Source organism: Pseudoxanthomonas beigongshangi (genome assembly GCF_016820515.1).
Taxonomy (GTDB): domain Bacteria; phylum Pseudomonadota; class Gammaproteobacteria; order Xanthomonadales; family Xanthomonadaceae; genus Pseudoxanthomonas_A; species Pseudoxanthomonas_A beigongshangi.
On the sequence record NZ_JADHDV010000004.1, the window covers coordinates 177,748 to 202,410 of the forward strand.

Below are 24,663 nucleotides of genomic sequence, written 5' to 3' on the forward strand. Positions count from 1 at the left end.
CGGGCAAGCCCGGCTCTACACAAAGCTGTAGAGCGGAGCTTGCTCCGCTGCGCGCGGTGTTTCCTTCCCGATGACCCCCAAGCCGGGCAAGCTCGGCTCTACGTGCGGATTTCCCGCCATTGGCCGGGAGCGAGCTCGCCCAGGGAGACTTCACCCATCGCCACGCGCACCAGTCGCAGGGTCGGCAAGCCGACGGCGGCGGTCATCCGCCGCACCTGCCGGTTGCGGCCTTCGGTGATGCGCACTTCCAGCCAGGCGTCCGGTACGGTCTTGCGGAAGCGCACCGGCGGATCGCGCGGCCACAGCACCGGCGGCGGATCCAGCCGGCGCACCTCCGCCGGCCGGGTCGGTCCATCGCTCAACACCACCCCGCGCCGCAACGCGTCCAGCTGCGCCTCGTCCGGCGCGCCTTCCACCTGCACCCGGTAGGTCTTGGCCTGCTTGTGGCGGGGATCCGTCAGGCGATGCGCCAGTCCGCCGTCGTCGGTCAGCAACAGCAAGCCTTCGCTGTCGTGGTCCAGGCGGCCGGCCGCGTATACCCGCGGCGGCAGGCCGAATTCCGCCAGCGTCCGCCGGGGCGGAACGCTGCGGTCGGTGAACTGGCACAGCACGTTGAAGGGTTTGTTGAACGCGATCAGCACGGAACAACCGCTTGAATCAGGGCTTCACGAAGCGCAGCGTCATCCGGTCGCTTTCGCCGATGGCCTGGTACTTCGCCGCATCCTTGGCATCGTGGTTGTTGGTCGGCGGCAGCGTCCACACGCCATTGGGATGGTCCTTGGTGTCGCGCGGATTGGCATTGACCTCGCTCTTGCCGTCCAGGCGGAATCCCGCCGCCTCGGCCAGCGCGATCACCTGCGCCTCGCCGACATAGCCGCTGTTGTCGTCCGCCGGCACGTCGCGCTTGGCGCGATGCTCGACCACGCCCAGCACGCCGCCGGACTTGAGCACGTCGAAGAAGCCCTTGAACATGCCTTCGGCCTGGCCCGCCGAGCGCCAGTTGTGGACGTTGCGGAAGGTCAGCACCAGATCCGCCGAGCCCGGCGCGCCGAACACCGGCGCCGACGGCGAATAGGCCGTCACCCGGACCTTGTCGTACTGGGCGGGGGAGGCGGCGAGCTTCTTTTCCAGTCCGTCCTTGCTGCGCTGCTGGTAATCGCGCCCGCGGCCTTCGGCCACCGCCATCGGATCCACCACCGCCGCCACGTACTGGCCGCGTTCGCGCAGGTACGGCGCCAGGATCTCGGAGTACCAGCCGCCACCGGGCGTGATCTCGACCACGGTCTGGTCCGGTTTCAGCCCGAAGAACGTCAGGGTTTCCAGCGGATGGCGGGCATCGTCGCGGGCCACGTTGGCTGGCGCGCGCCAGTTGCCCTTGAGCATCGTGTCGATGCCGGAAGCGGCGTCGGCGGCGGTTGCCGCGGCATCCTGCGCCTGCGCGATCACGGGTGCGCCCAGGGCCAGCAGCACGGCGAGGCAAATCGAATGCGACTTCATCGGGTGTCCTCCGGGGGAAAAGTGCCGCGAGCCTACCATGCGGTCGCGCTGCGGCATGGCTGAATCCATGCCATCGGCGTCGGCGCGCTTATGTGGAATTTACGCAGGACGCCCGTGTCCGGAATGGCCCGTTTACGCCACCGCCGCCTAGGCTGACCGGACTGCGCGCAAGCGCGTCCGGAAGCCAGGCATGAACCTGCTGATCATCGAAGGCCCGCACGCATCATCGGCTGGCCACGCGCCGATGCTGGCGCCGCGGGCCGTGCGCGGCCTGCAATCCCAGGCGCGCGCCCGCGGCCACACCGTGTTCCATTGCCATTGCCCCAGCGTGGACGCGCTGCTGACCGGACTGCGTGCCGGCACCAGCCTGGACGCGCGCATGCTGTTGCTGGATTCCGGTGACATCGCCGCCAACGACCCCGGCCTGCCGGCGTTGCGCGAAACCCTGGATCACCTGTCGATGCCCTACATCGAGGTGCACGACGACAGCGCGCAGGTGCTGGAGACCTATCTGGATCTGCGACACGCACCGCTGGCGACGGTCGTGTTCAACCGGGATCGTCCCGGCGGTCACGCACTGGCGCTGTCCATCGCCCTGCGCCGGCTGGCCATGCCGGCGAGCGGCGTCTGACCACTTTCCATTCCTCCCTCCCGACGGAGTTCTCCCATGTCGTTACTGCTCATCCGCGGCCCGGAGCGCCGCGCCCATCACAGCGAACCTCCGCCCCCGTTGCCGCCGCAGATCCTGCGCGGACTGGCCGAGCGCGCGGCCGTCGCCGGCAAGACCCTGGCGGTGCGCGTGTGCGCCAACGAAGCCGAGTACCTGCATGCACTGGACAGCGCGCGACGGGCGCACACCGAGCTGTTGCTGCTGGATCCCGGCAGCGCCGCCGGCAGCGCGCGCCTGCATGAGGCGGTGGACCACACCGGGATTCCCTACATCGAAGTGCACGACGACGCCTGCGACGCGCCCGAACCGCGCTTGCCACCCTCGCCGGCCTGCCTCGCGGTCGCCCAGGGCTATCGCGCGCAGAGTTATACGCTGGCGCTGGAAATGGCGCTGGAGCACCTGGGCTGCGCCGAATGCGAGTCCGAACGCCATGTCGGTACCTGAGCGGGCAGCGGCCGGAAGCGGCTACTTCGCCGACTACGAGGTCTACGTGATGGGCGAAGCGGTCGCCTGGGGCCAGATCACCCTGGGCTGCGCCACCGAAGCCGCCAACCGCGACCCCGCGGGGTTGATCCGGCGGCTGCGCCAGGCGGCCGCCGACCAGCATGGCGTGGATCCGGGCGAGGTGCGCCTGCGCCAGGTCTTCCGGCTCTAGCCGGCGCCGTCCTCGGTGCGTCCGTCGATGGGCAGTTCCACGTCCATCAGGGTCGGCTCGTCGGGATCGGCGCGGATGCGGAAGCCCAGCTGCTCGCACATCGCCAGCATGGTGCGGTTGTCGCGCAGCACCTGGCCTTCCACCAGCGCCAGCCCCAGCCAGCGCGCGTATTCGATCATGATCCGCATCAGCCGCCAGCCGATGCCGTGGCCCTTGAGATCCGAGCGCACCAGGATGCCGTACTCGCCACGTTCGTAATTGGCGTCGGCGTGCAGGCGCACCGCGCCCAGCATCTGTCCGCTGGCCGGATCCAGCGCCACCAGCGCCATCGAGCGCGCGTAGTCGATCTGGGTCAGGCGGGCGATGAACTCGTGGCTGAAATGGCGTACCGACTGGAAGAAGCGCAGGCGCAGGTCCTCGTCGGTGACGTGGGTGAAGAACTCGCGGAACATCGCGTCGTCCTCCGGCCGCACCGGCCGCACGAAGGCGTCGCTGCCGTCGGCCAGGGTGATCGTGCGCTCCCATTCCTTCGGATAGGGGAAGATCGCGAAGCGCGGATGGCCGCGGCCCTTGTGCAGCTTGCGGCCCGGCGCCACCGCGATGCGCGCATCCACCGCGATCACGCCGTCGCGATCGGCCAGCAGCGGATTGATGTCCAGCTGGCGGATTTCCGGGATGTCGGCGGCCAGCTGGGCGAGCTTGACCAGCACCAGCGCGATCGCGCGCTCGTCGGCGGCCGGCACGTCGCGATACGCCTTGAGCACCCGCGAGACCCGGGTGCGGCCGATCAGCTCGTGCGCCAGGCGCAGATCCAGCGGCGGCAGCGCCAGCGCCTTGTCGTCGATCACGTCCACCGCGGTGCCGCCGCGACCGAATACGATCACCGGGCCGAACACCTCGTCGTCGGCGATGCCGGCGATCAGCTCGCGTGCCTTCGGCCGCAACAGGGTCGGCTGCACCAGCACACCGCCGATGCGCGCGTCCGGGCGCGCCGCGCGCGCGCGCTGGAGGATGCCGGCGGCCGCCTCGCGCACCGCGTCGGCGCTGACCAGGTTCAGGCGCACGCCGTCGACATCGGATTTGTGCGGGATGTCCGGCGAAAGAATCTTCACCGCCACCGCCAGGCCCTGCGCGAGCAGCGGCTCGGCCACCCGCGCCGCGTCGTCCGGATCGCGCGCGCGCTGCAACGGCGCGACCGGAATGCCGTAGGCCGCCAGCACGTGCGCGGTCGCCAGCGGATCCAGCCAGTGCTGGCCATCCCTCAATGCCTGCTCCACCAGCGCGCGCGCCGCATCGGTGTCGACCACGAAATCCTCGGGCAGGCTGGGCGGCGTCTCCATCAGCGCCGCCTGCGCTTCGCGGTAGCGGACCAGGTGCATGAAGCCGCCGACCGCGTCGGACTCGGTCGGGTAGTTGGGAATGCGCGCCGCATCGAGCACTTCGGCGGCGGCCGGATCGTGGCCCAGCCAGACCGCGAACACCGGCTTGTGCGGGCCGTGCGCGGGGCGCGCCCGCAGCAGGCGGGTCATCGCTTCGGCGGTCTCCACCGCCGAGGACAACACGGTGGGTACGTTGACCGCCAGCAGGGCGTCGTTCTCCGGATCGTCCAGCAGTGCGGCGATGGTGGCGGCGTAGCGTTCGGCGTCGATGTCGGTCAGCAGATCCACCGGATTGCTGCGCGACCAGCCCGCCGGCAGCATCGCGTCCAGGCGGTCGCGGGTGCCGTCGGACAGCGCGGCCAGGGTGCCGCCCAGTTCGTGCAGGCGGTCCACCGACAGCGCGCCCACGCCGCCACCGTTGGTCAGGATCGCCAACCGCCGACCCGGAAACGCGCGCAGGCGTCCCAGGGTTTCGGCGGCGGAAAACAGTTCGTCCAGCGAACGCACCTGCAACAGGCCGGCGCGTCGGAACGCGGCGTCATACACCGCGCGCGGATGCGCCAGGTGCTGCACGTGGGTGCTGTCGGCGGCCGCGCGGCCGCCCGCTGCGGAGGGCAGGCCCGATTTCACCACCACCACCGGCTTGGTGCGCGCCGCCGCGCGCGCGGCCGACATGAACTTGCGCGCGTCTTTGATCGCCTCGACGTAGAGCAGGATGGCACGGGTGCGGTGATCGGTGGCGAAGTAGTCGAGCAGATCGGCGAAATCCACGTCCAGCGCATCGCCCAGCGACACCACCGCGGAGAATCCGACCGAGCGGCCGACGCTCCATTCCACCAGCCCGCCGGAAATCGCGCCCGATTGCGAAATCAGCGCCAGATCGCCCGCGCTCGGCAGGCGCCCGGCGAGGCTGGCATTGAGGCGCACGTGCGGGGCGATCACGCCCAGGCAGTTCGGTCCCAGCACGCGCAGGCCCTTCTCGCGCGCGATGGCATCCAGTTGCGCCGCCGGTGAGTCCGGACCCGAACCCATCGCCGCGGTCAGCACCGCGACCGCGCCGGCGCCGCACTCGGCCGCCTCGCGGGCGATGCCCGGCACCGTGGCCGGCGGGGTGGCGATCACCACCAGATCCGGCTTCCACGGCAGGTCCCGCAGGCGCCGGGCGGTGGTCACGCCGTCGATGGTGGCCGGATGCAGGTTGACCAGGCCGATCGGTCCGCCGAAACCGGCTTCCAGCAGGTTGTTGATCACCGCGCGTCCGACCGAACGCGGCCGCGACCGGCTGCCGACCACCGCCACCGAGGTGGGCCGGAAGATGGATTGCAGGCGGTAGGTGCTCATCGCGGACCGGAAAGACGGGAGGCGCGACAAAGGTAACGCGCTGGCTGTCAGCGGGCCATGATCAGGTCGCTGGCGATCTTCGGAACTGGCGGGGACAATTGTCGCTTCGGGAAGCCCCGCCTCCCCGTGTCGATACCGTAACAAGGGGTCAGGGAGTGGCGAAGCACTCCGGTCCCCACTGGGTTTGGAGCAGCAGATGAAGCGTCTTGCAATGGCGGGTCATGTCCCGGGCATCCCGGAATGCCGACATCTGCTCGAGTTCGTCCGCCATCTCCTCCACCACCGGCAGCGCGTCGGGGGCGCGCCGGGTCATGCAGGCGCGATGCCGCGCGATCAGCACGTCGCAGATCGGGACGCCGGTGAGCGGTGGAACCTTCGCGACCTCGGTTTCCTCGTGCAGATCCGCGAACGGGACCATCGCCATCTGCAGCGCGTACAGGACGCTGATGAAATCGCGGTCAGGGTCGTACCAGGGACCATCGGCGGTCGCGGCGGATAGCGTGAAGGTGCCCTCGACCCGGCTGTTGCGAGGACCCTTCAGTGCGGCGATGTACGTATTGGCGAAGGCCTCCATCCGCTCCGGCGAGGGCTCGTTCATGGCGGCCTGGAAAGCTTCGTGCGTGCGGGAGACATCCGGAACAAGACAGGTGTAGGCGAAGGTCGCGACCTTTCCCTCGGCAGGCTCGCCGGGACTGGTGATGGTGACGTCCCCGACCGTGCAGGCCACGCTGGTGAAAGTATCGTACAGAGGGGCGGATATCAGCTGCATGGACTGCATGATCTTCTTTTCCACCGGATCCTCGCCGCTTCCCGCGACCTCGGCCTGGGTCGGGAATCCGGGTACGCCGCCGGAGCGAACCAGTGCCGCCATCGCGGCGACGTCTTCCGGTTTGGGGACGATACCGGCGCCATACCGGGGTTCGATTGCGTCCTGGAGCGTTCTGGCGGCTTCCGTGTCGAAACGGAGGAAGGTGCGGATATAGAGCTGGAAGGTTTCCGCTGGCGATGGCGGTACCGCGTCCTCGGCCGCAAGCGGCCATGCGGCGACCATCAGAATGGAAAGCAGGATTCGGGGAATGAGTCGCACGATGCCGTTACCGGTGAAGGAACCGGAGACGTTAGGCGGCCCGGGCGGGATCTCCCATAGGACGTGTCCGAATGTCGAGCCGCACCGCCGCAGGGAAATGGACGCGATCGTGGAAGCCCGCGCGTAGCGGCTCAGGCGAAGCTCAGGCCAGTTTCAACGCGTCCGGATACGGCGGCGTGTCCGGATAGTCGCCGGCGGCCAGCCGCGCCTGCAGATCGCGCCACCAGCCGGCGCGGAACAGATCGCCATGCGCCGCGCGCAATGCGCTCGCCTGCGGCGCGGGCAGGCCGAGGAACTGCGGGAAGCGTTCCGGAAACACGTCGCCAGGACCAACGTAGAACCACGGCCCGTCGGCCATTTCCTCCTCATAACAGGTGGGTTGCGGCCAGTCGCGGAAGTGGCAGTCGGTGACCAGGCACAGCTCGTCGTAGTCGTAGAACACCGCGCGGCCGTGCCGCGACACGCCGAAATTCTTCAGCAGCATGTCGCCGGGGAAGATGTTGTTGCGCGCCATGTCCTTGACCGCCTGGCCGTAGTCGATGGCGGCGGCGAGCGCGGCCTCGGGCTTCTGCTCGCGCAGGTACAGGTTGAGCGGGCGCAACCGCCGTTGCACGTAGCACAGGTGGATGATCAGGTCGTCGCCGTCCTCGGTGATGCCGTGACCGCAGGTGGACCGCAGTTCCTCCAGCAGGGCAGGCGCGAAACGCGCGCGCGGGAAGCGCAGGAAACGGTAGGGCTGGGTGTCCAGCAGGCGACCGACGCGATCCAGGTGGAACACCAGGTTGTAGCGGTCCTCCACGTCCTTGCGGCTGACTTCCTTGGGATAGGCGAAACGGTCGCGGATGATCTTGAACACCAGCGGATAGCTGGGCAGGGTGAACACCGCCATCACCATGCCCGGGGTGCCCTCGGCCTGCACCAGCTGCTCGCCGGCCTGGGTGTCGAAGTGATGGAAGAAGGTGCGGAAGCGTTCGGTCTTGCCCTGCTTGGCCCGGCCCAGCACCGTGTAGATCTCGTCGATCGGCTTGCCCGGCAGCAGCGAGCGCAGGAACACCACCGCGTCGCCGACGGTGGACAGGTCCGCATGGAAATAGCTGCGCGAGGTGCCGAACAGGTGCGCGACGTCGCCACGCCGGGTCAGCACCGCCTCGGCCTTCAGCTTGCCGCCGTCGTTGACCAGCGCGATCACGCAGGGCGAGAAGCGGTGCTCGCCGAACACCCGGCCGATCAGGTAGGCGCGGCGCTCGCGGTAGAACACCGTGTCCAGCAGTTCGATCCCGCGCACCGGGTTCTCGCCCCAGTGCGCCAGATCGTCCTGCAGGCGGATGGCAATCGAGGCCGCGCAGCGGGTGCGGTGTGCGTAGGGAATATCGAAGCGATAATCGCCCAGCACCCGCACGAAGGTGTCGGTGGGGCGCTGCTCGGACACCGCGTAGCTGTGCCGCGCGACCGGATGGGTGATGGCGTCGGTCGGTTCGACGTCCATCGCGATGAACTCGATCGACGGATCCACGCCGCGGGTCTTGAAGAAGCGCCGGGTCAGGGTGTTGTAGAAGGTCTTGTACAGCTCGCGGTCGATCAGATCCGCGATCAGCCGGTCGTAGCCGTCGCGCACCGCCGACCACAGGGTACGGTCATGCGCGTGATCCAGCAGCGCCGCCTGCAGGCGCAGCGCGCATTCGGCGATGCATTCGTCGTACAGCTCGATGCGCTCGACCGCATCGGCGCGCGCGCCGGCCCAGTCCATGGTCTCGAACCGATGCCGCGCGCGCTGGGTGATCTCGGCGAAGCGCGCGTGATAGTCGGCGAACGCATCGTGGATGAGCGTGGCGATGACGGTCGGCTGGATCATGCGTCCACCCGCGCCTGGTCCAGCACCCATTTGCGCACGGTCTGGAAATCCGGATGCGCCAGGCTGCGCTCCGGATAGACCAGGTAGTGGGCGAAATCGGCCTGCAGGCATTTGCCGGTCAGCGGTACCAGCCGGCCCGCCTTGATCAGCGGTTCGGCGAGGGTGAGCCGCGCCAATGCCACCCCCATGCCCTGCGCGGCGGCCTGGTGCAGGGTCTCGGTGTCGTCGAACTGGGCCACGAACCGGCGCGGCACCTCGCCGCCGAACTCGGCGAACCATTCCTTCCAGCGATCGGAGGGATCGCCCAGCAGCGGCAGGCTGCCGATGCGCGTGAGCGCGGGCTTGCCGTGGCGCTTGAGGAAGGCCGGGCTGGCGACCGGTTGGATCCATTCGTGGAACAGCAGTTCCGAGCGGACGCCGGGCCAGCGCCCGCCGCCCAGCCGCAGCGCCACGTCCACCGGTTCGCGATCGAAATCCACCACGTGGGTGCTCGATTGCAGGTTCAGGCCGAGCTCCGGATTGGCGGCCAGGAAATCGGGCAGGCGCGGCACCAGCCAGGCGGTGGCCATCGACGGGATCAGGCTCAGGGTGATGACGTGGTCGTTGCGCGCCGACATCCGTTGCAGCGCGTGGCCGATCGCATCCAGCGGCGTGGCCACCGCGTCGAACAGGCGCTGGCCCTCCGGAGTCAGTTCGACCCCGCGCGGTCCGCGCGCCAGCAGCTTGTGGCCGACCCGCTCTTCCAGCAATCGCATACGGTGGCTGAGCGCGCTCACCGTCAGGTGCATGGCCTCGGCCGCGCGGGTCAGGTTCTTCAACCGCGCGGCGGTGACGAAGGCGTCGATCTGGTCCAGCGGCAAACGGCTCATGCGGATTGGTCCATGTTGAACCCGGCTCAAGGCTGGCTTGCGGAGGTTTCGCTTTTTCTGCAATCAGGATGAGCCTAGCTTGGCTCCTGTTCAAGCCGGACGTCCCGGCGGCAGGAGAATCCCATGCGTACCGAAACGAAGCATTCGTGGTGGCGTGAACTGGGCGCCGTCAGCCAGGGCATGCTGTTCCTCGATGGTCACATCGCCAGTACCGAAGCGCTCCGCGCGGGCGACGGCGAGCAGCGCCCGGCGCGGCGGCCGGTCCCGCCCGAACGCCACGAGCGTGCCCTGCGGGTACTGCACGCACGTCGGCGACGCGAGATGACCGCGCTGTCGCTGTTCCGGTGAGCCCGCGGCGTCGGCTCGGGAGCGCACTTCTCCACCTCCTGTTTGATCAGCCATTTGGCTGTTGAAAGCCAAAGGGGAACCAGGGCCGATTTGCCTTTGGCGCGAAGAGCCAATCCCCCGTCGCCTTCGGCGCCCGCCCCCTTTTTCAAAGGGGGCATACGAGCAACCCCGACGCTCGGAAACCGGCTTTGCCTCCCCCTTTGAAAAAGGGGGACCGAGGGGAATTTGCTTTTGGCGCGAAGAGCCAATCCCCCGTCGCCTTCGGCGCCCGCCCCCTTTTTCAAAGGGGGCATACGAGCAACCCCGACGCTCGGAAACCGGCTTTGCCTCCCCCTTTGAAAAAGGGGGACCGAGGGGAATTTGCTTTTGGCGCGAAGAGCCAATCCCCCGTCGCCTTCGGCGCCCGCCCCCTTTTTCAAAGGGGGCATACGAGCAACCCCGACGCTCGGAAACCGGCTTTGCCTCCCCCTTTGAAAAAGGGGGACCGAGGGGAATTTGCTTTTGGCGCGAAGAGCCAATCCCCCGTCGCCTTCGGCGCCCGCCCCCTTTTTCAAAGGGGGCATACGAGCAACCCCGACGCTCGGAAACCGGCTTTGCCTCCCCCTTTGAAAAAGGGGGACCGAGGGGAATTTGCTTTTGGCGCGAAGAGCCAATCCCCCGTCGCCTTCGGCGCCCGCCCCCTTTTTCAAAGGGGGCATACGAGCAACCCCGACGCTCGGAAACCGGCTTTGCCTCCCCCTTTGAAAAAGGGGGACCGAGGGGGATTTGCTTTTGGCGCGGAGTTGCGGGAATCGCCCCCCAAAAAGAAGACGCCCGGCGCAAGGCCGGGCGTCTGCGACATCAACCGCGGATCACCACCCTCACAGGTGCTTGATGATCTCGTCGGCGAACTCGCTGCACTTCACTTCGGTGGCGCCGTCCATCAGGCGGGCGAAGTCGTAGGTCACGCGCTTGCTGGCGATGGCCTTGTTGACGCCGTCGATGATCTTGTCGGCGGCTTCGGTCCAGCCCATGTAGCGCAGCATCATCTCGCCGGACAGGATCACCGAACCCGGGTTCACCTTGTCCAGATCGGCGTACTTGGGCGCGGTGCCGTGGGTCGCCTCGAACACCGCGTGGCCGGTCACGTAGTTGATGTTGGCGCCCGGCGCGATGCCGATGCCGCCGACCTGCGCGGCCAGCGCGTCGGACAGGTAGTCACCGTTGAGGTTGAGCGTGGCGGACACGTCGTACTCGCGCGGACGCAGCAGGATCTGCTGCAGGAACGCGTCGGCGATGGCGTCCTTGATGACGATGCCCGCGCCCGGCTTGCCTTCCGGAATCACGTGCCACGGACCGCCGTCCAGCTCCACCGCGCCGAAGTAGTCGCGCGCCACCTGGTAGCCCCAGTCACGGAAGCCACCTTCGGTGAACTTCATGATGTTGCCCTTGTGCACCAGCGTGACCGACTTGCGGCCGTTGTCGATGGCGTACTGGATGGCGCTGTGGACCAGGCGCTCGGTGCCCAGGCGGCTGACCGGCTTGATGCCCAGGCCGACGTCCACGCCCACCTCGCGGTGCGGGGCGCCGATGCCTTCCAGCGCCTGCTGCCACTCGTTGGCCTTTTCCTGGGTGCCGAAGCGGATCTTGCCGAACGCCTGCGGGAATTCCTTGGCCAGGAAGTCCAGCACCTTCTGCGACTCGGCGCTGCCGCCGGCCCATTCGATGCCGGCGTAGATGTCCTCGGTGTTCTCGCGGAAGATCACCATGTCGACGTCGCCCGGCTTCTTGACCGGCGAGGGCACGCCCTCGAACCAGCGCACCGGGCGCAGGCAGACGTACAGGTCCAGCATCTGGCGCAGCGCCACGTTGAGCGAGCGGATGCCGCCGCCGACCGGCGTGGTCAGCGGGCCCTTGATCGAGACCAGGTAGTCGCGGCAGGCCTGCACGGTCGAATCCGGCAGCCAGGTGCCGAACTGGTTGTTAGATTTCTCGCCGGCGAACACTTCCAGCCAATGGATCTTCTTGGCGCCGCCGTAGGCTTTTTCCACCGCCGCGTCGAGCACGCGGACGCTGGCGCGCCAGATGTCCGGACCGGTGCCGTCACCCTCGATGAAGGGAATGATCGGATGGTTGGGGACATTGAGCTTGCCGCCGGAGATGGTGATCTTCTCACCGCCGGGGGGCGGGGTGAGGACAGGTTCTGCCATGGAACTGCTCCCGGTTGAGATGGCACGCGGCGGACCGCGCGCGGGGGTGAACAAAAAGGGTCCAGCAAAGGTGTGGGGTACGACGGGGTGAAGCGGACCCCCATTGTCGCGGTTTATGCAGCCATGGGCAAAACCCGGATCACCGTGGCCCGGCGTATGGCCCGCGGCATGGTGGGAGGCTGCAAAAAAAAGCGGGCGCGATTCGCATCGCGCCCGAGCTTGCCCACCAGGGTGGGAGAGAGGGTGGGATTACTTGACTTCGATTTCCTGGGTCATGCCGACGGCCTGCCCGTCCAAGGTCACGTCGACCTTGTACTTGCCGGCGGGCCAGGGATTGGCATTGGTGAATTCGATGTTCGTGGTGCCAGCATCCTCGGCCTTGATGGCTTGAGTCTTCTGGCCGGCAACCTGCCCGTCCTGGTAGGTCAACTTGGCATCGATATTGGCATTGGCCGGCGTGTTCGCATCGGTCTTCACCGAAACGATGATCTTGTCCTTCGGGGTGAAGGTGGAAACGGCGGCCACCGACTTGTCGGCGGCTGCGGTGTTGCCCACGGTCACGCTGGTGGCGCTCACCGGAGCGGGAGCGGGTTCGGCCGGAGCGGGCGCGGGTGCCGGAGCCGGTTCGGTCGCGGCCGGCGGCGGGGCTACCGGTTCTTCCTTCTTCTTGCAGGCGGCCAAGGCCACGGTGCCGGCCAGCGCGATCATCAGGGCATAGGAAATGCGGTTCTGCTTCATGGTGTCAGTCCTTGTGTCAGCCGTTGAATGGTCGGTAGGGTGAGCGCGCGGTCAGGCGATGCTGTCCTTGGGAGGCAGCTTGATCACCTGGCCCGGGAAGATCCGATCCGGATCCTCGATGACGTCGCGATTGGCCTCGAAGATATGCTTCCAGGCGTTGGCATTGCCGTAGTGTTCCTTGGCGATCTTGGAGAGCGTGTCGCCCTTCTCGATCGTGTAGCTCTGTTCGCCGACCAGTTCCTCGGTGCTGTCCACGCGTGCGGTGACACCGGAGAAGTCAGCCTTCTCCACGAGTTGCTCGGTGGAATCCACCTTCGCGGTGACGCCCGAAAAATCCGCTTTCTTCTCGTTGCTCATACACAACCGTCCTTCCGTGCAGGATGTTGGGACGAGCTAGCCTTGCATGCGCCCTGTTAAGAAATCATGGCATTGGCGTGAAGACCGGCGTGGCCTTCAGCCAGCGGCTATTGACGCGGTTCACGTTGCGCCGGAAGCGCGGTTACGCCGGGGGTGGCGCGCCAGGGATTGATATCCAGGCCCCCGCGGCGGGTATAGCGCGCTTCCACCGACAGCCATTGCGGCGAGCAATGCGTCATCAAATCGCAATGAATGCGTTCGACGCATTGCTCGTGGAACTCGGCGTGATCACGGAAGCCGACCAGATAGCGCAGCAGCTCGGCGCGATCGATGCGCGGCCCCGCGTAGCGGATGACCACGGTGGCCCAGTCGGGCTGGCCGGTGACCGGGCAGTTGGACTTGAGCAGCGCCGACACCAGGGTTTCCTCCACCAGCACGGTGCCGTCGATCAGCAGTCCCTCCGGACGCGGCGGACCGTAGTGATCAATCTCCACGTCCAGGTCGTCCAGCGACTCGCCCTCGATCGTTTCGATCATCGGCGGCAACCCGAACGCCACCGTCACGTCGGCGCCGGCGCGCGCCGACAGATCCGTGCGGATGCACTCGAGCACCGCGGCATCGCTGTTGAAGCGGGTGGCGTTGAGCGAATTGAGGAACAGCTTGAGCGACTTGGATTCGATCAGGTTCGGCGAATCGCACGGCACGGTGAAGGTCGCGGTGGCGACCCGCGGCTTGCCGCGCGCGTCCAGCCAGCTCAGCTCGTAGGCGTGCCAGCGGTCGTGTCCGGCGAAGGGCAGGGTGTCGTCGGCGATGCCAATCTCGGCGCGCGCCTGGCGGCGTGGAATCGGGAACAGCAGGCTGGGATCGTAGTGATCCGGATAGGCGACCTCGCGCCCCAGCAGGGAATCTTCGGGCTTGCTCATGGTGTTAGTTTAGTCCCGTCCGCCTGTACGCCAGGCTGTCCTGGAGAACGCCATGGAAAGCAACGGAGCGCATCGCGGCATCGTCGTCGCCACGTTGGCCGGCCTGCTGGCCGCCTGCGCACAGCCACCGGCGACTTCTCCGTCGCCTTCCGCGGGGGCCACACCGGCCACGCCGGCCGGCGAGACCAGCACCGAGGCGCGGGAACTGGCGGTGGGCGGCTTCCTCGACCTCGCCTTGCCGGCCAACGCCAGCACCGGCTATGGCTGGGAACTCATCGAGACCGGCGCGCCGGTATTGCGCCGGGTCGACCCGCCTCCCGTTGCCGAGGCCGCGCCCGCGTCGCCGCCGATGCCCGGCGCCGGCGGCGTGTCGCGCTGGCGCTTCGTCGCCGAACGCGCGGGCACCGCGCAGCTGCGGCTGGTCTATCGGCGTTCGTGGGAAAAGGAGGTGCCGCCGGCGCGCGAGGCGCGCTACCGGGTGACGGTCACGGCGGCCGTGGATGGAGCCGACGGGGACTGAACCCCGCCGGGAAAGGCAGGCCTAGCCGGCAGTGGCCGGGGCGGGTGCCGGCGCACCGTTCAGATAATCCAGGGTGACCTGCAGCAGCGCGCGGAAACCCACGTCCAGCGCGCCTTCGTCGAGCAGGAACTTCGGCGAATGGTTGCTCGGCGCGGTGGCCGGATCCACGTCCTTGCCGGTCGCGCCGACGAAGAAGAACATCGCTGGCGCCTTCTGCCCGTACAGCGAGAAGTCCTCCGAACCCATCTGCAGCGGCGGCTCGAACACGTTGTCCACGCCGGCCACCGCGCGCAGGCTCGGCAGCATGCGCGCGGTCAGGGCGGGATCGTTGATGGTCGCGGGATTGCCGTCGTGGCTTTCGATGTTCACTTCCGCGCGTGCGCCGTGCGCGGCGCCGACATGCTCGGACACGTTGGTCAGGTCGGCGAAGATCTTCTGCCGCATGCCCTCGTCGAAGGTGCGGATGGTGCCCAGCACCTCGACGTCGTCGGGAATGATGTTGTAGCGGATGCCGCCCTTGATCGCGCCGAAGGTCACCACCGCCGGCAACCGCGAGATGTCGGTGCGGCGGCTGACGATCGTCTGCGCGCTGCCGATCAGATCCGCCATCGCCACGATCGGATCGACACCGCCCCATGGCCGCGAGCCATGGGTCTGGCGGCCGATCATGCGGATGCTGAAGCGATCCGAGGCCGCCATCATCGGACCCTGGCGCACCGCGATGCGTCCCACCGGGATATTGGCGAACACGTGCAGGCCGAACACCGCGTCCGGCTTGAAGCCATCGAACAGGCCCTGCTTGAGCATCAGCGAGGCACCGCCTTCCTCGCCGCTGGGCGGGCCTTCCTCGGCCGGCTGGAACACCAGCAGCACCTCGCCCGGCAGATCCTTGCGCATCGCCACCAAGGCCTCGGCCACGCCCATCAGGATGCTGGTGTGCGCGTCGTGGCCGCAGGCGTGCATCACGCCCACGGTCTCGCCGCGGTAGGTCGATGTGGCCTTGGAGGCGAACGGCAGGCCGGTCTGTTCGGTCACCGGCAACGCGTCCATGTCCGCCCGCAGCGCCACGCGCGGGCCCGGCTTGCCGCCCTTGATCACCGCGGTGACGCCATGGAACGCGACGCCGGTCTTCGGTTGCAGGCCCAGCTTGCGCAGGTGCGCGGCCACCTGCGCGGCGGTGCGTTCCTCGCGGTTGGACAGTTCCGGATGCTGGTGGAAGTCGCGCCGCCAGGCGAGCACCTTGTCCTGCAAATCGCGCGCGGCCGCGGCTACCTCGGGACGTTGCGCGGTGTCGGAAGCCCACGCCTGGGCGGGGCACAGCAGGAATGCGGACAGCAGCGGAAGGATGGGCAGGGCGACGCGCATCATCGAACTCCGTATCGGGGACGGTCCGATGCTAGCCGTTTCCCGTCGCGCAGTGCGCATCGCGATTATCATTGTCACACGCGTCCCACAAGGTCCGAGCGGCCGGAGGAGCCGCCGCCGTCCTTTCCCCAGAAACACCCATGCCCGAGATCGCCCTGCAGGTCCTGCTGCTGCTGTTCCTTGCCGGCCTGCTGGCCGGATTCATCGATTCCATCGCCGGTGGCGGCGGCATGATCACCATACCGGCGATGCTGCTGGCCGGCATTCCGCCGTTGCAGACGCTGGGCACCAACAAGCTGCAATCGCTGTTCGGATCCGCGTCGGCCAGCTGGAGCTACGCGCGCCATGGCCACGTGGACCTGCGCATGCAATGGCCGATGGCGCTGATGGCGGCGTTGGGCGCGGTGGGCGGCGCGTTGCTGGCGACGGTGGTGCCGGGGGACTGGCTGAAGATGGCGCTGCCGTTCCTGCTGATCGCCATCGCGGTGTATTTCGGCCTCAAGCCCAACATCGGCGACGTGGACAAGCATCGCCGCATGGGCGTGACCGCGTTCGGTTTCGGCTTCGTTCCGGTGGTGGGTTTCTATGACGGCGTGTTCGGTCCGGGCACCGGCTCGTTCCTGATGCTGGGCTTCGTCAGCCTGGCCGGCTACGGCATCCTCAAGGCCACCGCGCACACCAAGTTCCTCAACTTCGGCTCCAACGTCGGTGGCTTCGCGGTGTTCCTCGCCACCGGCGCGGTGCTGTGGAAGGTCGGCCTGGCGATGGGCGCCGGGCAGTTCATCGGCGCGCAATTGGGCTCGCGTTTCGCGATGAAGCAGGGCGCGAAAATCATCAAGCCGCTGCTGGTGACCGTGTCCATCGCGCTGGCGATCCGCCTGCTGGCGGATCCGGCGCATCCGCTGCGCCAGTGGCTGGGCCTGTGACGGAAACCTGCCACCACGCGCCCGGCGATGGCCGGACGCGTGGCGGGATCCGCCGATCCTCAGCGGCTGCTCCTCAGCGGCTGACCATCGCCATGCCGGCGGCGGTGTAGCGATCGCCGGCCACCGCTTCCAGCGGGAACGCGGCTTCGATGCCGGCCAGTTCATCCGGTGCCAGCACCACGTCCAGCGCGTCCAGGTTCTCCTCCAGATAGCGCAGGCGCTTGGTGCCGGGAATCGGCACCAGGTCATCGCCCTGCGCCAGCACCCAGGCCAGCGCGAGCTGGCCGGCGGTCACGCCCTTGTCCGCGGCCAGCGCGTGCACCCGGTCCACCAGCGCCAGGTTGCGGGCGAAGTTCTCGCCCTGGAAGCGCGGCGAATGACGGCGGTAGTCGTCGGCGTCGAAATCCTCCAGCGAACGGATCGCGCCGGTCAGGAAGCCGCGTCCCAGCGGCGAATAGGGCACGAAGCCGATGCCCAACTCGCGCACCGTATCCAGCACGTGGTTGCTCTCGGGCTCGCGCGACCACAGTGAGTACTCGGTCTGCACCGCGGTGATCGGATGCACCGCGTGGGCGCGGCGGATGGTGTCCGGCGCGGCCTCGGACAGGCCGAGGAAACGCACCTTGCCCTGTTCGACCAGGCGCGACATCGCGCCCACGGTGTCCTCGATCGGCACCTGCGGATCGACCCGGTGCTGGTAGTACAGATCGATGTGATCCACGCCGAGCCGCTCGAGGCTGCCCTCGCAGGCGGCCTGCACGTATTCGGGTCGGCCGTCGACGCCACGCGCGTGCGGGTCGGCCGGGTCCATGCGGATGCCGAACTTGGTGGCCAGGAACACCTGATCGCGACGATCGGCGATGGCCTTGCCGACCAGCACTTCGTTGGTGTGCGGGCCGTACATGTCGGCGGTGTCCAGCAGGGTCAGGCCACGCTCCAGCGCGCGGTGGATCACGGCGATGGATTCGCCTTCTTCGCCACGGCCGCCGTAGAAGGCGCTCATGCCCATGCAGCCCAGGCCCAGGGCGGAGACGGTCGGGCCATTGCGGCCCAGCGTGCGGGTTTTCATCGGGAACTCCTTGCGGATGGGGGAGGCACGCCGGCACGGCGATGCCGGGCCGACGCGACCCGGGCACGATAGAACTGGCGATTGCGTCGATAAAGGCGCAATATCAGAATCCTGTTTGAAGCAAGACTTCACAATGGCGTCCCATCCGTTGCCGGCCGTACTCGCCTTCGCGCGGGTGGCCCACCACGCCAGCTTCACCCGCGCCGCGCTGGAGCTGGAGGTCAGTCCCTCGGCGCTGTCGCAGACGGTGCGCGCGCTGGAACGCCAGCTCGGCGTGCGCCTGTTCAACCGCACCACCCGCCGGGTCGCGCTGACCGAACACGGCCAGCGCTTCCTGCAGCAGGTCGCGCCGGGCCTGCGCCAGATCGACGAGGCCTTCCGCGACATGGACTTCCTGCGTGACCGGCCCGCCGGTCATCTGCGCATCAACCTGCCCGGGGTGGTGGCCGAGCGCATGATCGCGCCGCACCTGCCCGGCTTCATGGCGCGCTGGCCCGAGGTGGAGGTGGAACTGTTCGTCGATCCGGCGCTGGCGGATCTGGTCGGTGGCGGTTTCGACGCCGGCATCCGCCTGGGCGAATCGCTGGCCCGGGAAATGATCGCGCTGCCGATCGGGCCGATGCAGCGGCAGGCGATCGTCGCCACCCCCGACTACTTCCGCCGCCATCCCGCGCCCGCCGAACCGGCGGACCTGGTGCACCACGCCTGCGTGCGCTACCGGCGCAGCAACGGCCGCATCATGGCATGGGAGTTCACCCGCGAGGGTTGCGATTTCGAGGTGGAGGTGGGTGGCCGGTTGATCGTCAACGACAGTGATCTCGGCCTGGTGCTGGTGCGGCAGGGCCTGGGCATGGCGCAGGTGTTCGAGTCCCAGGTCGAAGCGGAACTGCGCAGCGGGGCGCTGGTACGGGTGCTGGAAGCCTGGCAGGCGCCGTTCGCCGGTTTCCACATCTACTACCCGGCGCGCGAACACCTGCCGCCCAAGTTGCGGGTGTTCATCGACTACCTGCGCGAAGTGCTGCCGCCGCCCTGAGCGCCGTTCCGGTTTCCGCGCGCGTCAGCGGAACACCACCGTGCGATGCCCGTTGAGCAGGATGCGGTGCTCCACGTGCCGGCGCACCGCGCGCGCCAGCACCAGCGATTCGGTGTCGCTGCCCAGCCGGACCAGATCGCGCGGCGTCATCGCGTGATCCACCCGTGCGATGTCCTGCTCGATGATCGGTCCTTCATCGAGATCGCGGGTCACGTAGTGCGCGGTGGCGCCGATGATCTTGACCCCGCGCCGGTGCGCCTGGTGGTACGGATGCGCGCCCTTGAAGCTGGGCAGGAAGCTGTGGTGGATGTTGATCGCGCGCCCGGACAGCGCGTCGCACAGCTCCGGCGACAGGATCTGCATGTAGCGCGCCAGCACCACCAGATCCACCTGCCCGGATTCGACCAGATCCAGGATCCGCCGCTCCTGCGCGGGACGATTGCCCGCATCCACCGGCAGATGGTGGAACGGCACGCCATAGGAGGCGGCGAGCGGGCCGAAGTCCGCGTGGTTGGACGCCACCGCCGCGATCTCCACCGGCAACTGCCGGCTGTGCGCGCGGAACAGCAGATCGTTGAGGCAATGTCCCTGCTTGCTGACCAGTACCAGCAGGCGCGCCTTGCGGCGCGCATCGTGGATTCGCCATTCCATGCCGAACGCTTCGGCCAGCGTCTCGAAGCGCGCTTCCAGTGCCGGCAGGGTCGCCGCGGACGGCACGTCGAAATGCACGCGCAGGAAGAAGCGCCCGGATTCCTCGTCGCCGAACTGCTGCGCGTCGATGATGTTGCAGTCCGACTCGAACAGCAGCCCGGTGACCCGGTAGACGATGCCGGTGCGATCGGGACAGGACAGGGTCAGGATGTGATCGTGGCGCATGGAGCCGGGCACGGGTGGGCGGGCCAGTGTAGGCCGCGCGCGGTGTCGCCGCACCGCGCGGACCCGGCGCGGTCCGCCTCAGTCCGCCGCCATGCCCTGGCCCAGCTTGCGCAGCAGTCCCGCCAGTGTCGCCTGTTCGCCGGCGTCCAGTCCGGCCACGGCCAGGCGCGCCTGTTCGAAACGCAGCGCGATGGCGCGCTCCGCCAGCTTGACGCCCTTGGCGGTCAGCACCGCGAACAGGGAACGGCCGTCGCGCGGATCCGCCTCGCGCCGAAGCAGGCCGCGCCGCTGCAGTCGGTTGAGGCAGGCGGTCATCGCGCCGGAGGTCAGCAGCACCGAACGGCGAAGGTCGGTCGGCGACAGCCGGTAGGGCGCGCCGGAGCGGCGCAGCGTCGCCAGCAGGTCCAGCTCCGTGTAGCTCAGTTCCAGCGCCTTCAGGCATTCGTCGGCCTGTGCCTCCAGCAGGCGGCCCAGATGCAGGACGCGGCCCGCCACCGCCATCGCGGACGCATCCAGATCGGGCCGTTCGCGGCGCCAGTCCGCCAGCAGCTGGTCGATCAGGTCGGGAGCGGGGGAGGGCGGGGAATCGGTCGGTGGGGTCGTCATGAAAAATATCTTGACATAAAGATATCTGTGGAGCGAGGCTACGCCCACCCCATCGTCGGGAATCCGCCCATGAAGCGCAGGCTCTGGTTGTCGGCTGTCGTGATGATGTTTGGTTCCATCGCTTCCGGCGCCTTCGCGCAGGCGCGCCGCGCCGGCGACATCGTGGTCACCGCGGCGACGGTCCGCGCCGCGGATGGTACGACGGTGCCCTACGAAATCGGCACGCTGTACGTGCCGGAAAACCGCCGTGCCACCGGCAGCCGCCTGATCGGGGTGGGCTTCGCCCGCATCCGCGCACGCGTGCCCACCGGTGCGCCGCCCGTCTTCTGGCTGCCCGGTGGCCCGGGCCTGGCGGTGCTGGAGGCATTCGACGGCGATACCGAGACCGCGCGCAATCGGCTCGGATCCTGGCTGACCTACCGGGACACCGCGGACCTGGTCATCATCGAACAGCGCGGTTACAGCGAGCGCGGTGAGAAACTGACCGCGATGTCGCCGGCGTGGCCGCGCGACCGCGAATACACCGCGCGGGATGACATCGACGACGCGCTTCGTCGCGCCGCCTCGGCCATCGCCGCGCATCCGGACAAGGATCTGGCGGGCTACACCATCGACGCCTGCGCCGACGACGTCGACGATCTGCGTCGCGCGCTGGGCTACCCGCGCATCAGCCTGTTCGGCGGCAGCTTTGGATCGCAATGGAGCTTCGCGGTGATGCGCTCGCATCCGGACATCGTCGCGCGCGCCGTGCTGTCGTCGGTGGAGCCGCTGGATTTCGGCTACGACATGCCATCGCCGCTGCTGGCGACGATGCAGCGCATCGCCTTCGATGCCGATCGGGATCCCGGCCTGGCGCCGTATCTGCCGACGGGCGGACTGATGGCCGCCATCGACGCGCTGCGCGAACGCTTCGCGCTGCAGCCGATCACGGTCGATCCGCAGGATGGCGGTGGACCGGTGGTGATCGGGTTGGTCGACCTGCAGGCTTCGCTGCTGGCCGAGGCCAGCGTGCCGCACACCTGGCCCGCGTTCGTGCTGTCGCTGTACCACGGCCGCTACACGGACTGGGCCCGCGAAGTGGCCAGGGGCCGGCAGGCGCAGGAATACAAGCTGATTGGACCGCTGATCGACACCAGCCTGGGCATCACGCCGTCTCACGAGTTCCGTCTGCGCCACGATCCGGCCAGCGCCTATCTCGGCGAGGGCGGCTTCGCGCCCTATCTGGCGGCCGCGTCGACATGGCCGACACCGGATCTGGGCGACGACTACCGCCAGCTGCGGCCGATCGATACGCCGGTGCTGCTGGTGCACGGCGACTGGGATACCTCCACGCCCATCGACAACGCGCTGGCGCAACTGCCCTACCTGCGCAATGGCCACGCCATCGTGATCCATCGCGGTGGTCACGACGGCACGTTCTATCAGTTGCGCAACGAGCCGGCGGCCCGGGAAGCGGTCCACCGTTTCCTGCGCACGGGAGAGCTTCGCGATCTGCCGACGGAAGTGACCCTGTCTTCCCCGACCTTCACCGTGCCGGCTTTTGCCGCGCCCGCCACGGTGGCGGGCCGTATCCCGCGAGGAAGGCCGCTTGACGCTGCGGTTGCATCGCCGTAACGTGCCCGGGCCAGGGTTTCCATCTCTTCATGCGAATGAAGAGATGGAATTAATAGGGAAGCCGGTGCGGGCCGAAAAGCCCCATTCCGGCGCTGCCCCGCAGCGGTATTTGGAAACGACCCCCGTCATCGGCACTGGCCCCCAAGGGCCGGGAAGCGGCGGACAGTAGGCCGGCCCCGATCCCCGGATCGGGCCGACGTCCATGAGCCCGAAGACCTGCCTTGGCCGGAAGACCCGAAGTCTTCCGCATGACCTGGAACTTCCGAGGGGAGGTGCCCGGAACTGCCGCGGACGCGTCGCGTCCGCGCGCAAGTCCGTGCGCCTCCCTTCGCCGTTCCGGTTCGCCCGAGGGGGCGAAGGTCGCTGGCGTTGTCCGCCATCGCCATCGGCGATGAAGGCGGCGCGGTCCTTCGTTCCTCATCCGACCACGAATGAGGACATGCATCATGACGACTGTTGGCAATCTCGGTTTCCCGCGCATCGGCGTGCGCCGGGAACTCAAGCGGGCACTGGAAGCCCATTGGCGCGGCGACGCCACCGGCGAAGAACTGCACGCCGCCGCGCGCGCGCTTCGTCTCCGCCATTGGCACCTGCAGGTAGACGCGGGCGTCGATGTCGTGCCGTGCAACGACTTTTCGCTGTACGACCACGTGCTCGACACTGCCTTCCTGTTCGACGCCATCCCCGAACCCTATCGCGTGCTGGCGGACGTGGATCCGCTGGCGGCCTATTTCGCCCTCGCGCGGGGGCGGCAACAGGACGGCGTGGACCTGCGCGCGCTGGAAATGACCAAGTGGTTCGACACCAACTACCACTACCTGGTGCCGGAACTGCATCGCGAGCAAACGTTCCGCCTGCGTGGCGACAAGCCGTTGAGCGAGTTCAACGAGGCCCATGCGGCCGGTTTCAATGCGCGGCCGGTGCTGCTGGGACCGGTGAGCTTCCTGCGCCTGTCCAAGGCAAGCGATGGCGGCGATCCGCTGGCGCTGCTCGAACGCCTGCTGCCACCCTATGCGGAACTGCTGTCGCGGCTGGCCGCCGCCGGCGCCGAATGGGTGCAGATCGATGAGCCTTGCCTGGTGCTGGACGCCGACCCGGCGTTGCAACAGGCCTACCGGCACGCCTACACCGCCCTCGCGCAAGCGACGCGCCCGAAGCTGCTGCTGACCACCTATTTCGGCGACCTGGGGGGGAACCTGCCGCTGGTGGCGGCCCTGCCGGTCGATGGCCTGCATGTGGATCTGGTGCGCGGGCTGGATCAACTCGACGCCGTGCTGAAAGCCATGCCGGAGGGACGGACGCTGTCGCTCGGGCTGATCGACGGCCGCAACATCTGGCGCGCCAACCTCGACAACGCGTTGGTGCTCGCGCGTTACGCGCAGGGCCATGTCGGTGCCGACCGGCTGTGGCTGGCGCCTTCCTGCTCCCTGCTGCACGTGCCGGTGGACGCGGAAGGCGAAACCGGGCTGGATGCCGAACTGCGTGGCTGGCTGGCGTTCGCGCGGCAGAAGCTGGAGGAACTGCGCCTGCTGGCGACCGCCCTGGACGATGCGCCCGTGGCCGGGCCGGCGCTGGCCATCGCCCGCGAGCGCCACGAAAGCCGTCGCCGTTCCGCGCGCGTGCATCGGAAAGAGGTGGCCGAGCGCCTGGCCGCGCTGACGCCCGCGGCCGCCCATCGTTCCTCGCCCTATCCCACGCGCCGCGCGCGCCAGCAGGCCGGCCTGCGCCTGCCACCCTATCCGACCACGACCATCGGTTCCTTTCCGCAGACGCCGGAAGTACGCCAGGCCCGTGCGCTCAACCGCGCCGGGAAACTGCCCGATGCGGAATACGACGCCTTCCTGGCGACCGAGATCGCGCGCTGCGTGCGCGTGCAGGAGGAACTCGGCATCGACGTGCTGGTGCACGGCGAGTTCGAGCGCAACGACATGGTCGAGTACTTCGGCGAGCAGCTCGACGGTTTCGCCTTCACCCGCAACGGCTGGGTCCAGAGCTACGGCTCCCGCTGCGTGAAGCCGCCGATCATCTTCGGCGATGTGGTGCGGCCGGCGCCGATGACGGTGCGCTGGTCGCGGCACGCGCAATCACTCACATCCCGGCCGATGAAGGGCATGCTGACCGGACCGGTGACGGTGCTGCAGTGGTCCTTTGTCCGCGACGATCAGCCGCGCGCGCGGACCTGCCGGCAGATCGCGCTGGCATTGCGCGACGAGGTCCGCGACCTGGAAGCCGCCGGCATCGGCGTGATCCAGATCGACGAACCGGCGCTGCGCGAGGGGCTGCCGCTGCGCAGGGTCGATTGGCCACGCTACCTCGATTGGGCGGTGGAGTGTTTCCGCATCACCGCCGCGGTGGCGGCCGACGAAACCCAGATCCACACCCACATGTGCTACTCCGAGTTCAACGACATCATCGAAGCCGTGGCGGCGATGGACGCCGACGTGATCTCCATCGAAACCTCGCGCTCGCGGATGGAACTGCTGGACGCATTCGTGAAGTTCCGCTATCCGAACCAGATCGGGCCGGGCGTTTACGACATCCATTCGCCGCGGGTTCCGGACAGCGGCGAGATGCACGCCCTGCTGGACAAGGCGCGGGAGGTACTGGCACCGGAGCAGATCTGGGTCAATCCGGACTGCGGGCTGAAGACGCGTGGCTGGCCGGAGACCCGCGCGGCGCTGGAGGCGATGGTGGAGGCGGCGAAGAGGATGCGGGCCGCGGCGTGATGCGGCCGGGCCGTGGCGCGCGC

The 24,663-nt window shown here is 68.3% G+C and carries 23 protein-coding genes and 1 riboswitch; of the genes, 9 read left to right on the forward strand and 14 right to left on the reverse strand.

Annotated elements, in window-relative coordinates; genetic code table 11:
* Positions 1–98: 98 nt before the first annotated feature.
* Together IQ458_RS04635 and IQ458_RS04640 are read right to left on the reverse strand one after the other, a co-directional pair.
* Complete coding sequence (locus IQ458_RS04635) at positions 99–641, reverse strand: pseudouridine synthase (protein WP_203322066.1); 543 nt, start codon at positions 639–641, stop codon at positions 99–101.
* A 16-nt stretch (positions 642–657) separates the two neighbouring features.
* Positions 658–1,497 carry a class I SAM-dependent methyltransferase gene (locus tag IQ458_RS04640; RefSeq protein ID WP_425504632.1) on the reverse strand — a complete coding sequence of 280 codons (840 nt, stop codon included), beginning with the start codon at positions 1,495–1,497 and terminating at the stop codon, positions 658–660.
* 190 nt (positions 1,498–1,687) lie between these two features.
* Here IQ458_RS04640 and IQ458_RS04645 point away from each other — a divergent pair, with 190 nt between their 5' ends.
* Genes IQ458_RS04645 through IQ458_RS04655 form a run of 3 tightly spaced genes read left to right on the forward strand, consistent with a single transcriptional unit; the run spans position 1,688 to position 2,822 of the window.
* Positions 1,688–2,128 (forward strand): hypothetical protein, encoded by a 441-nt coding sequence (locus IQ458_RS04645; protein WP_203322067.1) that lies wholly within the window; start codon positions 1,688–1,690, stop codon positions 2,126–2,128.
* A gap of 36 nt (positions 2,129–2,164) precedes the next feature.
* On the forward strand, positions 2,165–2,611 hold the full coding sequence (locus IQ458_RS04650) for a type II 3-dehydroquinate dehydratase (RefSeq protein ID WP_183639805.1): 447 nt from the start codon (positions 2,165–2,167) through the stop codon (positions 2,609–2,611).
* The gene (locus IQ458_RS04655) at positions 2,598–2,822 is read left to right on the forward strand and encodes a hypothetical protein (protein WP_203322068.1); all 225 of its coding nucleotides are present in this window, start codon (positions 2,598–2,600) and stop codon (positions 2,820–2,822) included. Before IQ458_RS04650 ends, IQ458_RS04655 begins: the two co-directional genes overlap by 14 nt.
* Here the strand turns inward: IQ458_RS04655 and IQ458_RS04660 are convergent.
* The 4 genes from IQ458_RS04660 to IQ458_RS04675 form a co-directional block, all read right to left on the reverse strand.
* Positions 2,819–5,542, reverse strand: coding sequence for a bifunctional acetate--CoA ligase family protein/GNAT family N-acetyltransferase (locus IQ458_RS04660; protein WP_203322069.1), 2,724 nt, complete (start codon positions 5,540–5,542; stop codon positions 2,819–2,821). The genes IQ458_RS04655 and IQ458_RS04660 overlap by 4 nt on opposite strands.
* Before the next feature lie 148 nt (positions 5,543–5,690).
* Positions 5,691–6,629: a hypothetical protein gene (locus IQ458_RS04665; RefSeq protein WP_192198289.1), complete on the reverse strand. Its 939-nt coding sequence runs from the start codon at positions 6,627–6,629 to the stop codon at positions 5,691–5,693.
* A 142-nt stretch (positions 6,630–6,771) separates the two neighbouring features.
* Positions 6,772–8,592, reverse strand: a complete 1,821-nt coding sequence (gene aceK, locus IQ458_RS04670; RefSeq protein WP_425504633.1) for a bifunctional isocitrate dehydrogenase kinase/phosphatase — start codon at positions 8,590–8,592, stop codon at positions 6,772–6,774.
* The gene (locus tag IQ458_RS04675) at positions 8,478–9,350 is read right to left on the reverse strand and encodes a LysR substrate-binding domain-containing protein (RefSeq protein WP_183639795.1); all 873 of its coding nucleotides are present in this window, start codon (positions 9,348–9,350) and stop codon (positions 8,478–8,480) included. Before IQ458_RS04675 ends, aceK begins: the two co-directional genes overlap by 115 nt.
* A gap of 123 nt (positions 9,351–9,473) precedes the next feature.
* Between IQ458_RS04675 and IQ458_RS04680 the strand changes: the two genes are divergently transcribed.
* On the forward strand, positions 9,474–9,698 hold the full coding sequence (locus IQ458_RS04680; protein ID WP_203322071.1) for a hypothetical protein: 225 nt from the start codon (positions 9,474–9,476) through the stop codon (positions 9,696–9,698).
* Positions 9,699–10,558: 860 nt separating this feature from the next.
* Here IQ458_RS04680 and icd read toward each other — a convergent pair.
* From icd to queF, 4 genes are all read right to left on the reverse strand, one after another.
* The gene (icd, locus tag IQ458_RS04685; protein ID WP_183639791.1) at positions 10,559–11,887 is read right to left on the reverse strand and encodes an isocitrate dehydrogenase (NADP(+)); all 1,329 of its coding nucleotides are present in this window, start codon (positions 11,885–11,887) and stop codon (positions 10,559–10,561) included.
* Positions 11,888–12,136: 249 nt separating this feature from the next.
* The gene (locus IQ458_RS04690) at positions 12,137–12,625 is read right to left on the reverse strand and encodes a hypothetical protein (RefSeq protein ID WP_183639790.1); all 489 of its coding nucleotides are present in this window, start codon (positions 12,623–12,625) and stop codon (positions 12,137–12,139) included.
* Positions 12,626–12,676: 51 nt separating this feature from the next.
* The gene (locus IQ458_RS04695) at positions 12,677–12,982 is read right to left on the reverse strand and encodes a LysM peptidoglycan-binding domain-containing protein (protein ID WP_183639788.1); all 306 of its coding nucleotides are present in this window, start codon (positions 12,980–12,982) and stop codon (positions 12,677–12,679) included.
* A 107-nt stretch (positions 12,983–13,089) separates the two neighbouring features.
* Positions 13,090–13,905, reverse strand: a complete 816-nt coding sequence (gene queF, locus IQ458_RS04700; RefSeq protein WP_203322072.1) for an NADPH-dependent 7-cyano-7-deazaguanine reductase QueF — start codon at positions 13,903–13,905, stop codon at positions 13,090–13,092.
* Between the two features lie 52 nt (positions 13,906–13,957).
* Here queF and IQ458_RS04705 point away from each other — a divergent pair, with 52 nt between their 5' ends.
* Positions 13,958–14,425, forward strand: a complete 468-nt coding sequence (locus IQ458_RS04705; RefSeq protein WP_203322073.1) for a protease inhibitor I42 family protein — start codon at positions 13,958–13,960, stop codon at positions 14,423–14,425.
* Between the two features lie 21 nt (positions 14,426–14,446).
* On the opposite strand, the gene IQ458_RS04710 is transcribed toward IQ458_RS04705, so the two are convergent.
* Entirely contained in the window at positions 14,447–15,790 is a 1,344-nt protein-coding gene (locus IQ458_RS04710) for a M20 family metallopeptidase (protein WP_183639781.1), read from the reverse strand.
* 140 nt (positions 15,791–15,930) lie between these two features.
* On the opposite strand from IQ458_RS04710, the gene IQ458_RS04715 reads away from it, so the two are divergent.
* A complete protein-coding gene (locus tag IQ458_RS04715) occupies positions 15,931–16,716 on the forward strand; it encodes a TSUP family transporter (RefSeq protein WP_183639779.1) in 786 nt (261 codons plus the stop codon).
* A gap of 73 nt (positions 16,717–16,789) precedes the next feature.
* On the opposite strand, the gene IQ458_RS04720 is transcribed toward IQ458_RS04715, so the two are convergent.
* Complete coding sequence (locus IQ458_RS04720; RefSeq protein ID WP_203322074.1) at positions 16,790–17,785, reverse strand: aldo/keto reductase; 996 nt, start codon at positions 17,783–17,785, stop codon at positions 16,790–16,792.
* Positions 17,786–17,918: 133 nt separating this feature from the next.
* Between IQ458_RS04720 and IQ458_RS04725 the strand changes: the two genes are divergently transcribed.
* Positions 17,919–18,818, forward strand: a complete 900-nt coding sequence (locus IQ458_RS04725; protein ID WP_183639776.1) for a LysR family transcriptional regulator — start codon at positions 17,919–17,921, stop codon at positions 18,816–18,818.
* 24 nt (positions 18,819–18,842) lie between these two features.
* Here IQ458_RS04725 and purU read toward each other — a convergent pair whose 3' ends face one another.
* Entirely contained in the window at positions 18,843–19,694 is an 852-nt protein-coding gene (gene purU / locus IQ458_RS04730) for a formyltetrahydrofolate deformylase (RefSeq protein WP_183639773.1), read from the reverse strand.
* 78 nt (positions 19,695–19,772) lie between these two features.
* Complete coding sequence (locus IQ458_RS04735; RefSeq protein ID WP_203322075.1) at positions 19,773–20,300, reverse strand: MarR family winged helix-turn-helix transcriptional regulator; 528 nt, start codon at positions 20,298–20,300, stop codon at positions 19,773–19,775.
* Positions 20,301–20,369: 69 nt separating this feature from the next.
* Here IQ458_RS04735 and IQ458_RS04740 point away from each other — a divergent pair, with 69 nt between their 5' ends.
* A complete protein-coding gene (locus IQ458_RS04740) occupies positions 20,370–21,914 on the forward strand; it encodes an alpha/beta hydrolase (RefSeq protein WP_203322076.1) in 1,545 nt (514 codons plus the stop codon).
* Positions 21,911–22,152: riboswitch (cobalamin riboswitch) on the forward strand. (Overlaps the previous gene by 4 nt.)
* A 208-nt stretch (positions 22,153–22,360) precedes the next feature.
* Positions 22,361–24,640 carry a 5-methyltetrahydropteroyltriglutamate--homocysteine S-methyltransferase gene (metE, locus tag IQ458_RS04745; protein WP_203322077.1) on the forward strand — a complete coding sequence of 760 codons (2,280 nt, stop codon included), beginning with the start codon at positions 22,361–22,363 and terminating at the stop codon, positions 24,638–24,640.
* Positions 24,641–24,663 lie beyond the last annotated feature (23 nt).